At 44.1% G+C, this 14,312-nt stretch carries 12 protein-coding genes and 2 pseudogenes; 3 read left to right on the top strand and 11 right to left on the bottom strand.

Annotated elements, in window-relative coordinates:
• The 3 genes and pseudogenes from ABYB02_RS08595 to ABYB02_RS08585 form a co-directional block, all read right to left on the bottom strand.
• Positions 1-382: pseudogene (locus ABYB02_RS08595) on the bottom strand (hypothetical protein); the annotation flags it as partial.
• Between the two features lie 16 nt (positions 383-398).
• On the bottom strand, positions 399-1,217 hold the full coding sequence (cysE, locus tag ABYB02_RS08590) for a serine O-acetyltransferase (RefSeq protein WP_372762055.1): 819 nt from the start codon (positions 1,215-1,217) through the stop codon (positions 399-401).
• A gap of 367 nt (positions 1,218-1,584) precedes the next feature.
• Positions 1,585-4,470: a M16 family metallopeptidase gene (locus ABYB02_RS08585; protein WP_372762054.1), complete on the bottom strand. Its 2,886-nt coding sequence runs from the start codon at positions 4,468-4,470 to the stop codon at positions 1,585-1,587.
• 249 nt (positions 4,471-4,719) lie between these two features.
• Here ABYB02_RS08585 and ABYB02_RS08580 point away from each other — a divergent pair, with 249 nt between their 5' ends.
• Positions 4,720-5,691, top strand: a complete 972-nt coding sequence (locus ABYB02_RS08580; RefSeq protein WP_372762053.1) for a methylenetetrahydrofolate reductase — start codon at positions 4,720-4,722, stop codon at positions 5,689-5,691.
• Between the two features lie 205 nt (positions 5,692-5,896).
• Here the strand turns inward: ABYB02_RS08580 and ABYB02_RS08575 are convergent, their stop codons facing one another.
• The 5 genes from ABYB02_RS08575 to proB form a co-directional block, all read right to left on the bottom strand.
• On the bottom strand, positions 5,897-7,144 hold the full coding sequence (locus tag ABYB02_RS08575) for a DEAD/DEAH box helicase (RefSeq protein ID WP_372762052.1): 1,248 nt from the start codon (positions 7,142-7,144) through the stop codon (positions 5,897-5,899).
• 117 nt (positions 7,145-7,261) lie between these two features.
• Positions 7,262-7,966: a DUF3581 domain-containing protein gene (locus ABYB02_RS08570; protein WP_372762051.1), complete on the bottom strand. Its 705-nt coding sequence runs from the start codon at positions 7,964-7,966 to the stop codon at positions 7,262-7,264.
• Between the two features lie 198 nt (positions 7,967-8,164).
• Positions 8,165-9,649: a glutamate--tRNA ligase gene (gltX, locus tag ABYB02_RS08565; RefSeq protein WP_372762050.1), complete on the bottom strand. Its 1,485-nt coding sequence runs from the start codon at positions 9,647-9,649 to the stop codon at positions 8,165-8,167.
• A 39-nt stretch (positions 9,650-9,688) separates the two neighbouring features.
• Positions 9,689-10,048 (bottom strand): glutaredoxin domain-containing protein, encoded by a 360-nt coding sequence (locus ABYB02_RS08560; RefSeq protein WP_372762049.1) that lies wholly within the window; start codon positions 10,046-10,048, stop codon positions 9,689-9,691.
• Between the two features lie 140 nt (positions 10,049-10,188).
• Positions 10,189-11,292: a glutamate 5-kinase gene (proB, locus tag ABYB02_RS08555; RefSeq protein WP_372762048.1), complete on the bottom strand. Its 1,104-nt coding sequence runs from the start codon at positions 11,290-11,292 to the stop codon at positions 10,189-10,191.
• 343 nt (positions 11,293-11,635) lie between these two features.
• Here proB and ABYB02_RS08550 point away from each other — a divergent pair, with 343 nt between their 5' ends.
• Complete coding sequence (locus tag ABYB02_RS08550; RefSeq protein WP_372762047.1) at positions 11,636-11,776, top strand: hypothetical protein; 141 nt, start codon at positions 11,636-11,638, stop codon at positions 11,774-11,776.
• 27 nt (positions 11,777-11,803) lie between these two features.
• On the opposite strand, the gene ABYB02_RS08545 is transcribed toward ABYB02_RS08550, so the two are convergent.
• Complete coding sequence (locus tag ABYB02_RS08545) at positions 11,804-13,054, bottom strand: multifunctional CCA addition/repair protein (protein ID WP_372762046.1); 1,251 nt, start codon at positions 13,052-13,054, stop codon at positions 11,804-11,806.
• 143 nt (positions 13,055-13,197) lie between these two features.
• On the opposite strand from ABYB02_RS08545, the gene ABYB02_RS08540 reads away from it, so the two are divergent.
• Positions 13,198-13,419, top strand: coding sequence for a hypothetical protein (locus tag ABYB02_RS08540; RefSeq protein ID WP_372762045.1), 222 nt, complete (start codon positions 13,198-13,200; stop codon positions 13,417-13,419).
• Positions 13,420-13,442: 23 nt separating this feature from the next.
• Here ABYB02_RS08540 and ABYB02_RS08535 read toward each other — a convergent pair whose 3' ends face one another.
• Both ABYB02_RS08535 and ABYB02_RS08530 read right to left on the bottom strand, forming a co-directional pair.
• A complete protein-coding gene (locus ABYB02_RS08535) occupies positions 13,443-13,943 on the bottom strand; it encodes a DUF1543 domain-containing protein (RefSeq protein WP_372762044.1) in 501 nt (166 codons plus the stop codon).
• Between the two features lie 26 nt (positions 13,944-13,969).
• A pseudogene (locus tag ABYB02_RS08530) lies at positions 13,970-14,312 on the bottom strand (two-component system response regulator GlrR); the annotation flags it as partial.

Genomic DNA, 14,312 nt, shown 5'->3' with positions numbered 1-14,312 from the left:
TAAAAACATCACCTAATTGCTGAGCTAAATCGCCGCCATGGCGCTGCGCCGCGCGCAATTGCAATTCATTGTGTTGCAGTTGCTGCGTTTTCATTGCCAGCTCATCCGTTAACTTAACTATTTGCTGGGTATAATGCTGCTCATTCACACCCGCTAACGGTCGCTGGGCTTGGTTATTAACGGCGCTTGGTGCGCTAACCACCGTATTATTATAGGCGCTAGGTGTTGGCGCTGAGAGGTGACTGCTTGCTGGGTTAGCGGTGTTTACCTCAGCCTGCACTATGGGTGCTGATGCACCGATAAATAAAAAGTAACTACTCGCCAGCGCTGCCCCTAATACAAAGCACAATAGCATCGCTAAGGCGTTACTTTTAATCAACATGGTTCAGCACTAGCGCTCACAGCATAGAGCTGGTATGCGAGTCATTTTCAGGCTCAGAAGGGGTTAAAAAGTTTTGGTTCATACTCTTTGCAGGACATTTACAACCCGGGCGACCTATAATTTTTGCCGGGATCCCCACCGCGGTGGTATGCGCCGGCACGGCACTTAACACCACTGAACCGGCGCCAATTCGTGCGCCTTCACCCACTTCAATATTACCCAGAATTTTAGCACCGGCACCGATCAGTACCCCTGCTCTAATTTTAGGATGGCGATCGCCCTGCTCGTTACCGGTTCCCCCTAGGGTTACCGACTGCAGTATTGAAACGTTATCTTCAATAACCGCGGTTTCACCAATTACAATGCCGGTGGCGTGGTCAAACATAATTCCTTGACCCACCTGACAAGCCGGGTGTATGTCTACACCAAACACTTCAGAGGTGCGACTTTGAATAAAACGCGCCAGTTCTTTACGGTTTTGCTGCCACAAACAATGCGCTAAACGGTGCGCCTGAATTGCATGAAAACCTTTTAAGTTTAAAATAACTGTTAGGTAACTGCCTGCTGCAGGATCGCGATCTTTCACCGCTTTAATATCGTGCGCGACATGAGTCAACATACGATCACATTTAACAAAGGCTTGATCAAATAATTCGCGAATGGTAAATGCCGACACCACTGCATCTGCCAATTTATTAGCAACAATAAAACTCAGCGCCGAGCCTAAACAATCATGATTCAAAATACATGAATACACATGACTGGCTAAAAGCGGTTCACGTTTTACTACATCGTTTGCTTCGATACGAAGCTGTTGCCAAATTTGGTGGCGCATAGATACTGCCTTGATTTATCGATAAGAGCTTAATACTCAGTTTAACGGATTTAGCCATGAAGGTGTTAATCCCTTCTTTATTTAATCTGGTTATTAGATATAACCGCTATTAGCAGCATTGTGCAAATAAAGCGCTATTTTTGCGCCAATTCGTCACTGGTAAACTATTTCACCAGGGGCACCGCTAAAGTAATTAAAAGCAAATACCTAGTTAAAAACACCCAGGCTTTTACTAGATGCTCTTCACGTTATTATCTCACTGTATTGGCGGTTATTAATAACGCACAATACGCGTTTTATCTAGCAAAAAAATACCTCGCGTATGCGAGGTATTTACTGAGATTAATTTTATCGTTGCATTGATTGGTTACTGAAACACTTTATCGACCGCCAGTAGGGTTATATTTTTTGCCGGAATTGCCAATTTGTAGTTAGCAATTACTTTATCTTCAGCCACTAGTTCTAGTGGTTTTTCGGTGTTATACACCATAGGTGACGTTTGCTCCGTCGCAAGGCGCTGTTGCATGTCTTTGCCATCACCGGTAACAAACACATAGTGAATATTCTCGGTTTGTAGGTTTTCGGTGATCACCCGGTTTACCTCCTCTAGCGTCAGCGCTTGCAGTTTTTGTGTCACATAACTGACAAAGCTGTCGGTGTTGTAAAACGCGCTATCGAGGGCATAACCTAATTGACGATGCTGACTGGCCACCATTTGCGGTACAAAGTTAATTAAAAAGTTACGGGTGGCTGTAAAGTCTTTTTTGCTCATGCCGTTTTTAATCAGCTTATCGAGCTCAAATAATGCAACACGGGTGGCAAAATGCGCATCGTTGTTAGAACGCAGCGGACGCAGCCACACTTGAAATATTTGCTCAGAACGCCCTAAATTAGCATCGGGTTTAGTTTGAAACATGCCGCGCGGGAAATATTCAATGTAGGCGTAATCACCATAGTTCATACCACGCGTTTCTCGAATTCGCTCATACAAGTAACTGTTTGAGCTGCGATGCTCACCAAAGTACGAACGCACTAACCACAGCGCAGTCCAATCCTCACTGCTTCTGATGGTATCAATAGGGAAACCAAACGACACTGCGGTCGACTGCGCTGGTTTTTCAACGATGGTGGCATGATGACCCTTGAGCGCTGGCGCATCGGGTATAATTAAACGCGCTTGCTCGCCGAGGGGGAGCTTAGCTAAATCAGCCAGCATGGTTGTTTTTAGTGCTTCGGGTAGCGCACCAATTAACCCTAAGGTTAATTTCGCTTGTGTCAGCTCGCGGTGATAAAACGCTTTCACGTCATCTAGGGTCAATGCCTCAAGATCTGAGATATCACCGTAGTTATAGCTTGCATACGGGTGACCTTGATACAGCACACTGTATAGCACTTCCTTGCCTAACTCCTCATCGTTAGACGCCTTTAAGCCCGATTTAATGCTGTCTATTAATTCTTTTTTCAGGCGCTTAAAGTCATCGGCTCTAAAGCCTGGGTTAAGTAGTTGTTGTTTCACTATGCTATACCACTGAGCGGCGTTATCTTTATGAATACGCCCTTGAAACGACAGCATTTCTTTATCTATTTGATAACCAAAGTTACCGGCAAGTGGGTACAGCGCTTGTTGAATATCTTTATAGCTCATTTGCTCTGAGCCGCCTTGTGCCAGCATCGCCGCGGTTAATGCCGCAAGACCCTTTTTACCTTGTGGATCGGCCGCAGCGCCGGTGTTAAATAAAAAATTAACGTCTATTAACGGTGAGTTATTGCGCTTATCGAGCACCTTAAACGCACCCTCGCTAGGCGCTTGCTCAAGCTTAGCCACCAATGCATTTAACTCAACTTCTTGCTCAAATCCTGGCGCTTTATCGAGTGCCGACATTGTCACCGTGGTACGAGCGTTATCAACAAAGTACTTGTTTGCTATCGCTTTAATATCGGTAGCTGTAATATTGTCAGCCGATTTGTAAAGCTGATTTATCACCTCGGGATCGCGCTCAAAATGCATATAGCTTGCAAGCGTAGCCGCTATCGACTGCGACGAATCTAAACCATTAATAAAGCTGTATTTAAGGTTTGATTTTAAGTCACTGAGCTTTTGACTATCGACCAGCTCAGTACGCGCTTTAGCGTAAGTGCGATTAATCGCATCACGCACTGTGGCTAAGTCTGCTGCTTTTTCTACTTTTACAAAGACATGCAATAAACCCGGATCTTTCGTTTCAGGGTTATAGCTAAACATTTGACTCGCTATTTGCTTGTCTACGACGAGCTCTTGATACAACTCTGAATTATTTGAAAAATACAACTGTGACAGTAAATCCAGCGCCGCTCTATCTTTTTGCTGTGGTTGCCAAGCAGTCCCCTTATACGACACTAACAGCCAATGCCCCGGTAATGATTCATCTTGTTGATGAATATATTTTGCCGCCTGTTGCACCGGCTCCGCTTGAATATCGGCAACATAGTCGCCTTTTTTCCACCCACCCCAGTGTTTTTTCACCATGGCCATGGTCGCTTGTGGATCAACATCACCCACTATCACCAGCGACACATACTCAGGTTTATAAAACTTGGCAAAAAACTCTTTACCGTAAGCCATTTGATCGGGCATCGCTTCTATGTCGGCAAAAAAGCCCATCGTGGTATGTTTATAGGTGTGTTTATCAAACGCCTCATTACGCACTGCGCTGAGTAATTTACGGATTGGGCTGGCATTATTTTTTAAATACTCCCCCTTCACCGTTTGCGCTTCGGTTCTAAATTGCTCTTCGCTATAAGTTAGGTTTTGAAAAATATCGGCTTCCAGCTCAAGCACGGTATCGAGGTGCTGCTTAGAGAAATTTAAATGGTAATTGGTGTAATCGTTTGTCGTGTAAGCACGGTTATCGACCCCAGCATTTTTTAAAATATTAGAATAAACTGCTTCGGGGTATTTTTCAGAGCCTTTAAACATCATGTGTTCAAAAAAGTGCGCAAAGCCGGTTTTACCTGCTTCAACTTCATTACGAGAGCCTACCGACACCGGTATCTGTAGTGATACCACATCTGGGTAATCGGTTTTAACCACCAACACCCGTAATCCGTTTTCAAGTTCTTCAAGTACATAAGGCTGTGAAAACACACCTTCTTCTGCGTTTTTCGTTTGCTGTACGATCGGTTGAGTATCTTTATTATTGTTATTTTGCTGCACAGTACAGCCTGTAAGTGCAAGCGAAACCGCAAGGCTGCTAACTAATAATTTAAATTTCATGGTTTTTCCTTTTCAGCGATTAATGTTAATCGCTACATATTGAGAAAATTATCCCTGTGATTATGCCGTAAAGCCGCCATAAATAAGAGCTTAAACGTTACTGTTATGTAAACAACTGTATAAAATTAACAACCCTGTATGAAAAAAACTCAACTTCTATGAGTAACTTTCATTGAAATAAAGCTATCTAGCCATCTAAATGGCTGCTATATTAATTCCATCGCAACACATTAGGCTGGAATGAGGATTATGGCTTTATCACTTCAAGAAAAAATCGAAGATAGCAATCAAGGTGTTTACCTTATTGGTACTACGCCACCAAAAATTGGCACCGATAAAGCGCAATTAAACACCATTGCAGAAAAGCTATTGGGGCGCTTACACGAAATTGAATACGACGGTGTCATTATTTACGACATTCAAGATGAAAGTAGCCGCACTGCCCAAGCGCGTCCATTTCCCTTTAAACAAACCGTTGATCCGCGTGAATACAGCCGCCTACTGCGCGGTTTATCGCATCTTGATGTGATTACTTATAAAAGCGTGGCACAACGTGGCGTGGATGAATTTAAAGACTGGCTAGATGAAACCAAAAACGATTATGGTTTAAACAATATCGTGCTAGTGGGCAGCCCTTCATCGGCCGGAGATATAAAGCTAAGCCTGCCAGATGCATATAACACATTAAGTGAGCAAGCAGATGAGTTCTTTTTAGGCGGCGTTACCATCGCAGAGCGCCATGCCAATAAACGTAATGAGCACGCACGCCTCATAGACAAAACAACCCAAGGCTGCCAGTTTTTTATTTCTCAAGCGGTTTATGATGCACAAGCCACAATCGAGCTAATTACTAGTTATGCACGCAGTTGTAAAGCACAAGGTCTAGAGCCTAAACGGCTGATTTTAACCTTTACGCCGTGCGGCGGCGAAAAAACATTAGAGTTTATGCAATGGCTGGGTATCTCAGTGCCGGAGGCCACTAAGTGGCGCATGCTTGATGCAGAGAATACACTAAGCGAATCGGTGCGTATTTGTCGCGAAAACCTCGACTTAATCCTGAAAAGCTGTGCGCACTTAGATGTGCCACTGGGACTAAACATTGAAAGCTTAACCAACCGTAAAGCAGAGATTGACGCCTCAATTAACCTTTACCGTTTGTTAAAAGCAACCATGGAATTAAACCTCGCTGAAAAACAACTCGCTGAAAGGCAGATAGCTTAGGTTCGAGGTTCGAGGTTCGAGGTTCGAGGTTCGAGTAATCATGATCAGTCACTAACACTCTTTGGCAAGCCCTATGGCTTGCCTTTTTTTGCCATATTATTTAGCGCACTGTGTTTGAGTGTTTTATGTAGCGTATCCGCTTTTACCAAAACCACGGCGCTAACTTTAACGCCGTGTTAGGCTTTTTTCTGACAACTGAAAGCTATTATTTACGTCTTCTGCTGGGTGCGCGTTGCCCGGTAATACGCTTTTTATCGCGTTCTTTGCGCGCTTTGTTACTATTTTTGCGGTTATCTTTAGGCGGCTTATTTAAATCAGGCTCGTAGCCTTCAAGCCATTGCGGCGCTAAACGCGTATCGAGTAACAGTTCAATTTCTTCTAATAGCCATTGTTCATCTAAGCTCACTAAAGACATAGCAAGCCCTTGCTCGCCTGCGCGCCCAGTACGCCCTATACGATGCACATAATCCTCTGCTATGTATGGCAGCTCAAAGTTTATTACGTATTTAAGTGCGGGTATGTCTAGGCCGCGGGCGGCTACATCGGTGGCAACTAATACCCGTGTAGTGCCCTCTTTAAAGTTCTGCAATGCACGGTCACGCGCGCCTTGTGATTTATCGCCATGAATAGACTCGGTTTTTAAACCGTCTTTACACATTTCTTTGGCGAGTTTATCGGCCATTTGTTTGGTGCGGGTAAATATGAGGACTTGGCGCCAGTTTTTCATGCCGATCATATGCGATACCAATTCGCGCTTTCTGTCTTCGTCTACCGCGTAAATTACTTGCTCTACCTCTACGGCGGCAGAATTGCGTTTATCAACCTCAACCAGATCTGGATTTTTAAGGAGTTTTTTACTGAGCGCAAAAACGCTGTCATCAAAGGTGGCTGAAAATAACAACGTTTGACGATCGCCGGGGATATGGCGCAAAATACGTTTAATTTCGTCAATAAAGCCCATATCTAGCATACGATCGGCTTCGTCAAACACCAACGAATCAACACTTGAGAGTACCACACTGCCTTTCACAATATGATCCAGTAACCGTCCTGGGGTGGCCACAATCACTTGCGCTGTTTTGAGCGCTTTTATTTGTGGGCCTATGCTTGCGCCGCCATACGCTAATGCACCTTTAATATTGGTGCCTTGGGCGTATTTTTCAAAGCTGGCAAATACTTGCTGAGCAAGCTCGCGAGTTGGCGTTAAAATTACCACGCGAGCTAGGCCTGGCTCATCTTTTTTAGGGGTGTTTAAAAGCTTGTGTAGTAGTGGTAGTACAAACGCTGCGGTTTTACCTGTGCCAGTTTGCGCACTGCCCATGACATCACTGCCCGCCAAAATAGCCGGAATGGTTTTAATCTGAATTGCGGTAGGTTGAGTATAGTTATTTTGCTCAATCGCAGTTAATAATAGCGGGTCGAGATCAAGTGATGAAAATGAGTTTACAGACATAGGCTTAGCTTTAAATGACAAAGAGCACTATTGTACGCAGATTAACGCAGCAGGTAAATTAGCGTGTAAACCAATAAAAAAGGCGCTAACCAGAAGCGCCTTTAAAATGCATTACCTTTAAGCGGGCTTTAAAGTGGCTTTGCGCTCATTGTAAAACGCGATTAAATCGTCAACCGTGGCTTGGCAGTATTCACGAATACCCGACACCACCATGTGCTTTTCACCAAAGCCCACTTTTTTGCCGTTTTCAAGTAGGTTAAAGCGCAAGGTAATTTTGCCGCGTTTGCCTGCATATTCAAAGCTTGGCTCTGCAAACTCAAGCGTTGGCGCCACAATATCAAGGGTATCAAGGTTGATGATCATCGACTCATAGATCACCATAGGGCGAGCAGGGTTGATCATCACCTGTTGCTTACCCATTAACGGAATAATCACATGCGGAAACGCCGCCCCGGAAAACTCCACATAATTTTTTATTAAACTGTTAGTAAGCGTTGCGCAGTTGCTGATTTTACCGTCGCGTTTGACGTTTAAAATCACTTTATCGCCATGTGTCACCGCGAACTCTTCAGCAGGGTCTGCTGGGAAGTTAAGTTTTGTGTTTTCGTCAACCATGCCCGCAAAGGTAAATTCCATGCGCTCACTAATACCGTAACGGTCGAGCACTAATGAAAAGAGTAAGTCTCCAGGAGCACAAAATTTCTTTGCATCTTTATCGTGAAGTGGATTGTAATCATCAGCAACGCATTTGGCGAAACGACAGCCTTGCTCACGAGAGATTGAAACATAATCAGCATGTTGCTGGTAAAAAGGACTTAACATAGAGTGTTCACTACTTAAACGGCTTATAACCTGGCTATACTAACAGAAAAAAAAAATTGAGAGGTCGAATCTGTTTACTATTTACTGCAAACGCACTTTGGCCTGCCGGAATTAAGCAAATAAAAAGCCGAGCTTATTGCTAAGCTCGGCTTTTTATACGGGCTAACTACAATCGTTAGCTCAGCTTATTATCGGCCATTAAGCACTGGGGTATTCACGGTACGCACGCTCTATTTTTTTAGCCTGCTTTTTAGAAATCCCTAAATGTGCCAGTGCGACACGTAAACGTGCACGCGACAGATCAGAGCCTAAAATTTCCATGGCATCTAATACCGATGTTGACGATGTTTTGCCGGTAATAGCCACAAAGATTGGCTCTAAGAAGTCTTTAATTTTAAGCTCATGAAATGTGGCTACTTCTTTTGCTATGGCAAAAATAGCTGGTTTTTCAAAGCTGCGTAACCCTTCAAGCTGCCAAACAAAAAATTGCAGTGCTTGGCGAATAACATCGTCGTCGGCTTTACCGGCGGTTAATAATGTTGGATCGTAAGTCGGTATACCACCGACAAAGTGCCCAGCAAGTTCAACCATATCCGACAGCGTATTAATACGGGTTTTTGCTTCAGGTAATACTTTTGCAAGCATCTCGCCGTTAAACTTCCAGTCAACAAAGCGCTGCATTAGTTCTGCGTCAGTGAGGTTTTCACGGATCCACATCCCGTTTAACCAGCTTAACTTGTCTACATCAAATACTGGGCCACCTAGCGATACGCGCTTCATATCAAAGTGTTCAATCATCTCATTGAGAGTGAACTTTTCACGCTCATCTGGCATTGACCAGCCCATGCGGCCCAAGTAATTAAGTACCGCTTCTGGTAGATAACCCATTTCTTTATAGTAATTAATAGAGGTGGGGTTTTTACGCTTAGACAGCTTTGACTTATCTGGATTACGCAGTAAGGGTAAGTGACCCAATACCGGTGCTTGCCAACCAAAATCGTCGTAAAGCTTTAATAGCTTAGGTGCTGAGTTGATCCACTCTTCGCCACGGAAAATATGGCTAATTTGCATGTGGTGATCATCCACCACGTTAGCTAAAAAGTAGGTGGGGAAGCCATCCGCTTTTAATAGCACTTGCATGTCGACATTTTCCCACGGGATCTCAATCTCGCCGCGCAGGTAGTCGTTAAACTTAAACGTGCCTTCGCTAGGGATTTTCATGCGAATAACGTAAGGCTTGCCCGCCGCTAAGTTTGCTTTAATTTCTTCATCTGTATGCTTTAAGCCACGACCGTCGTATTTAGGACGCAGTCCTTCGGCCATTTGCTGTTCACGCATTTCGTCCAGCTCTTCACTGGTGGCAAAGCAGTAAAACGCCTTACCTTGCTCAACCAGCTGGTGGGCGTATTTTTTATATAAATCACTACGCTCAGACTGACGGTAGGGGCCAAACTCGCCGCCGACATCGGGGCCATGATCCCATTCAAGACCTAACCAGCGTAAGCTATCCATGATTGCTTGTTCAGATTCTGGTGTGCTGCGAACTTGGTCGGTATCTTCAATACGAAGTACAAACTCACCGCCTTGCTGTTTAGCAAAACAGTAGTTAAATAAGGCAATATAAGCGGTGCCAAGATGCGGGTCACCGGTTGGTGACGGGGCAACACGGGTGCGAATTGTCATGGTAATGTCTCTTTTAATTAGTGAGATTAGGTATAGTGTTTATGCTGCTACTTTGTGTAAGTAAGCAATAATATCGTTTGACTCATACAGCCATTCTACTTGGCCATTTTGCTCGATGCGCAAACAAGGTACTTTAATTTTACCACCTTGCTCTAGTAGTTCTTGACGATATTGCTGATTATTTTTTGCATCACGCGTTGCTATTTTAAGGCCTTCACGCTTAATAGCACGGCGCACTTTTACACAAAACGGGCAGGCTTTAAATTGATAAAGCTTAAACTGGGCGGTTTGCTGATCAAGTTGCTGTTGCACTTCTGGCGCACGTTTTTTACTGCGGGGCGTAAATACAAAATTAAAGAATAAAATTATACTGCCTAATAACCAACGAACTAATTTCATTAACTGCACTCTTTTACAACAAATTTAAGGTGGCAGATTTTACCACAAAACTAGCAGCAAAAAAGCTCAACTGAGGATAAACTTAGTTATTCACTCAGTTGCAATATAAGTCGATTTAATTACTGTTGGCCGTTACGCCATTATAATAAAATTAAGTCGTCGCGGTGCAGTACCTCTGCCCCGCCATCGTAATTAAGTAACCCGGCTATTTGCTTAGAGTGGGCACCTTTTATTTTCTTTACTTCAGCGCTGCTAAAGCGGGTTAAGCCACGCGCAATAAGTTGCTTGTCGCTATTAATAACGCTAATTAAATCACCTCGTGCAAACGTTCCCAGTGCATCGGTTACGCCTTTGGCGAGTAAACTGGCGCCATTGCTTTGCAACGCGGTAATTGCGCCGCTATCAATCACAATTTGCCCGCTACTTTTGGGCCCCGCAAGTAACCACTTTTTACGCCCTTCTTTGGGTGCAGTCAGTTTTAAAAAGCGCGTACCGGGTAGTTGCTCGCTCATGCATTTTAAAATGACATTATTTCCCGAACCTTTGGCAATAATCACCTCAACCCCAGCGCGGCGTGCAATATCGGCGGCTTGTAGTTTGGTTGCCATGCCCCCCGTGCCGAGGCTAGTGCCACTGCCCCCCGCGAGTAAACGTAGTTCATCGTTGATATGAGACACTTCACCAATCAGTGTGGCATCAGCATTAGTACGCGGATCGCTGGTAAACAAGCCGTCTTGATCGGTCAGTAACAAGAGCTTGTTGGCATTAGCTAAAATAGCCACCAGCGCCGATAAATTGTCGTTATCACCGACTTTAATTTCGCTGGTTGCCACGGCGTCATTTTCGTTGATAATTGGCACTACATCGTAATTTAATAAAGCATTTAAGGTATCGCGGGCATTTAAATAACGCGCGCGATCGTTAACGTCGGCGCGGGTGAGCAACATTTGCCCCACATTCACACCGTATAACGCAAACAAACTTTGCCAAATATGAATGAGCTGGCCTTGGCCAACCGCAGCAAGCATTTGTTTATCGATTACGCTGCGCCCACAGGGTTTTAATAATTGCTCACGCCCTGCAGCCACAGCACCACTGGATACTAAAATAACCTGATGACCGCGCTTCTTCAGCTCACAACATTGGCGCACCAACTCAACCATATGCGCTTTATCTAGCTTATCGGTGCCGCCGGTTAGTACGCTGGTACCTAGCTTTACAACAATTACCTGTTCCGTTTGCATCTATTTTTACTACTGAATAATTTATGATGAATTTATTTATACCAGCTGGGTATTTTTCAACAAGCAAAATATATTCAAGCTAGGATGTGATTTTAATTAATGATGTAAATTGTCGGTTATGCTTGGTGAAGCCCTCACGATGTGGCAAGGGTTAAGTAACCTGAGGCTAAGTGCGCAAACAGTCAAGCAAACAGCGTCAGGCAGTTAAATCCCCCTTAATAATAGCCAAGGTAAACACGGTCGCTTTGATTGCCATTTAAGCAAATAACATGGTCATCATTCACGGTTAATTCATTACCCTTCCCTTACTCTAGGGCTAAATACACGACTGTAAGGGGAAGTGATGGATAAATTATTAAACCGAGAAGAGCTAGAGTTTATATTTGCACTATATCAACCAGCGAAACACACAGCATCGGACGCTCAGCAGGCTAAAAAATGCACCCATAACAAACTAAAAAGTTACCCACGCTCGACCAACTAAAACTAGTTAATTTAATTACTTTTACCGCTACTGCGCTGCTTGTTCACGGGCTAAAAACGCTGTTACACAGTTTATTTCTGCCAACGTCACCGCTTTGTCTATTGCAGGGCCTTTTTTTCCGCTACTGAGTGCCTCTTGCACCACTTGTTTTTTATCCAACTTTAATAACTCAGCATGAATGGCGCGCAATTTAGCGGCTTGTGGGTAGGGCTTGTTAACCAAGGTTTCGCCTCGCCCCTGTGCATCACATTGGCATGCTTGCGTAAACGCCACAATCCGTTGGGGATGCACCAAGGCGTTTAAATTAGTGACGATTAATTTATGAATCGTTGCGGGTCGTAGTTGCTCAAGCGTATGGCAAAGCGTGTGATTGTCACTGGTAAGCACACCAATATCACGAAACCGATTAGGAATTTTTAAGCGCTGGCAAAATACCTCTATCACGGCGCCCCCTTCGCGTTCATGGCCGCGTAAATTGCCGCGTTTTTTAAAGCTAAGCGCTTTACCAAAGTCATGCGTTAATGCCGCAAAGCGCGTTTCTAAATCAAAGTTTAAATCAGCGGCGCGCCTAAGTACTAACATAGTATGTACAAACACATCGCCTTCGGGATGATGCTGCTGCGGTTGTGGCACGTTAACCATTTGCTCTAGCTCAGGAAAAATACCTAATCCCTGCAACGCTTGAAAATAAAGTTCAGGGTGGGGTTCGCCAAGTGCTTTTTCGGTTTCTAACCAAACGCGTTCGGGAACTAAATGGTCAAGTTCGCCCTGTTGTTTAAGCTCGCGTATTAACGCATAGGTGCTGGGGTGGATGCGCCATTCGCTGCCGTAACGCGCTAAAAAGCGGGCTATGCGTAACACCCGTACAGGGTCTTCTACAAAGGCCTCGGTGGTATGACGCAATACTTTATCTTTTAGATCTTGTTGGCCATTAAATGGGTCTATAATAGTGCCGTTTGCATCCAGTGCCATCGAGTTAATGGTTAAATCGCGTCGTGCTAAATCTTGCTCTAAGGTCACATTAGGGCTGGCATCAACCACAAAGCCGGTATAGCCTTTGCCACTTTTCCGCTCGGTGCGCCCCAGTGCGTACTCTTCTTTGGTTTTTGGGTGTAAGTAAACCGGAAAATCACTGCCTATGGGCACAAAGCCTAACGCTTCCATGGTTTGTGGTGTTTCGCCAATGACCACGTAATCGTTATCTTGCGATGCTATATTTAGCAATAAATCACGCACTGCACCACCCACTAGGTAAACCTGCTTTAATGCTTTATTCACTTAACCCCCAACACTGATTGCCATACACCATACATATAGTGCTAATTATACCCAAAATAGCATAAAAAGTCTGAGCAGTTTGACCTAGCACTGAGTTGCTCATTACAATGGCGTTTTATGATTACGTGTAAGCTCTTAGCGCAATGAAAAACCATTCTTCAAAGAAAGAACTGATGTTACTGCCTATTTTATTGGTGGTTATTTTAATGTGTGTGGTAGGTCACTTTTTTATGCAGGCCGATTACCAAGACAGTAATATGATTGAATATATGTTGGCCGCACTGCCATTTGCGATGTTTGCTTTAGTGATTTTAGCGTTCAAAATAGCGGCTAACAGTGAGCAAAAAGAACGTGAGCAAGATTAACATGCCCACGTGCGCCTGTGGGGTTATAAAATATGGTAACCAAACCAATCGGGCTTTATAGCTTGAGACTGGCCACTGGGGGTTAGCTTAATACTTAATTGGCTGTCGAGTAGGTCAACAGCAAAACAGTCATCAACATCATGTAAATCATCTTTATGAATATGGCTCAGCCCCGCGAGTAAATCGCTTTTAGCGCGCTGCTTTGCCTCTGCGGCACTGCCTGCCACGTACAAGGCAAAGTCGTGTTGCTCAGCCAATGAATCGGCTCTGTAAGCACCTAAGTTGACAAAATACAGCTGTTTATTTTGTTTCACTGTGCTATCCGTAACAGCAACTTGATAGCCATCAATATGCTTGATGGTCATGTAGCTATCCATGTGCACATTGCTTTTGTCGCCCACCCATTGGCTTTTTAATTTTGTATAGCATTGCTCGATAGCTTGTCCTGCCACAAAGCGAATATCGTGCATTTCTATATGACAGCCTCGAATACGTCCGCCTAAGTACACCATAAATAACTGCATGCCCGCTTTACCTTTTTATTATTGAGTTAAACTAAGTTATCAACATCAATGTTATGTTTTTTAATTAATTTATAAAAGTCTGAGCGGTTACGTTTAGCCAGTTTTGCTCCTTCGGCGACATTGCCGCCCACCATTTTTAAGGTATTAATAACATAGTCGCGTTCAAACTCCTTTTTTGCATCGTTTAGCGATAACGGCGCAACATTATTTTCGTTACTGTTAAGTGCGCTCAGCACTAACTGTTCCGATATTACCTCGCCAGGGGTTAAAGCGACGACTTGCTCCACCACGTTTTGTAATTGGCGAATATTACCCGGCCAGTCATAACGCACCAGCGCATGCATTGCCTCGTTAGCAAAATGTTTTTCG

The organism is Pseudoalteromonas sp. (assembly GCF_041613455.1).
In the GTDB taxonomy this organism is placed as follows: Bacteria; Pseudomonadota; Gammaproteobacteria; order Enterobacterales; family Alteromonadaceae; genus Pseudoalteromonas.
The sequence above is the reverse complement of the archived record's forward strand: the minus strand, read 5'-3'. Positions and strand labels throughout refer to the sequence as shown.

What these genes read in the sequence shown, in the direction of transcription:
- cysE (WP_372762055.1), bottom strand. Translation starts at nt 1,217, where the DNA reads ATGCGCCACCAAATTTGGCAACAGCTTCGTATCGAAGCAAACGATGTA.
- ABYB02_RS08585 (WP_372762054.1), bottom strand. Translation starts at nt 4,470, where the DNA reads ATGAAATTTAAATTATTAGTTAGCAGCCTTGCGGTTTCGCTTGCACTT.
- ABYB02_RS08580 (WP_372762053.1), top strand. Translation starts at nt 4,720, where the DNA reads ATGGCTTTATCACTTCAAGAAAAAATCGAAGATAGCAATCAAGGTGTT.
- ABYB02_RS08575 (WP_372762052.1), bottom strand. Translation starts at nt 7,144, where the DNA reads ATGTCTGTAAACTCATTTTCATCACTTGATCTCGACCCGCTATTATTA.
- ABYB02_RS08570 (WP_372762051.1), bottom strand. Translation starts at nt 7,966, where the DNA reads ATGTTAAGTCCTTTTTACCAGCAACATGCTGATTATGTTTCAATCTCT.
- gltX (WP_372762050.1), bottom strand. Translation starts at nt 9,649, where the DNA reads ATGACAATTCGCACCCGTGTTGCCCCGTCACCAACCGGTGACCCGCAT.
- ABYB02_RS08560 (WP_372762049.1), bottom strand. Translation starts at nt 10,048, where the DNA reads ATGAAATTAGTTCGTTGGTTATTAGGCAGTATAATTTTATTCTTTAAT.
- proB (WP_372762048.1), bottom strand. Translation starts at nt 11,292, where the DNA reads ATGCAAACGGAACAGGTAATTGTTGTAAAGCTAGGTACCAGCGTACTA.
- ABYB02_RS08550 (WP_372762047.1), top strand. Translation starts at nt 11,636, where the DNA reads ATGGATAAATTATTAAACCGAGAAGAGCTAGAGTTTATATTTGCACTA.
- ABYB02_RS08540 (WP_372762045.1), top strand. Translation starts at nt 13,198, where the DNA reads ATGAAAAACCATTCTTCAAAGAAAGAACTGATGTTACTGCCTATTTTA.
- ABYB02_RS08535 (WP_372762044.1), bottom strand. Translation starts at nt 13,943, where the DNA reads ATGCAGTTATTTATGGTGTACTTAGGCGGACGTATTCGAGGCTGTCAT.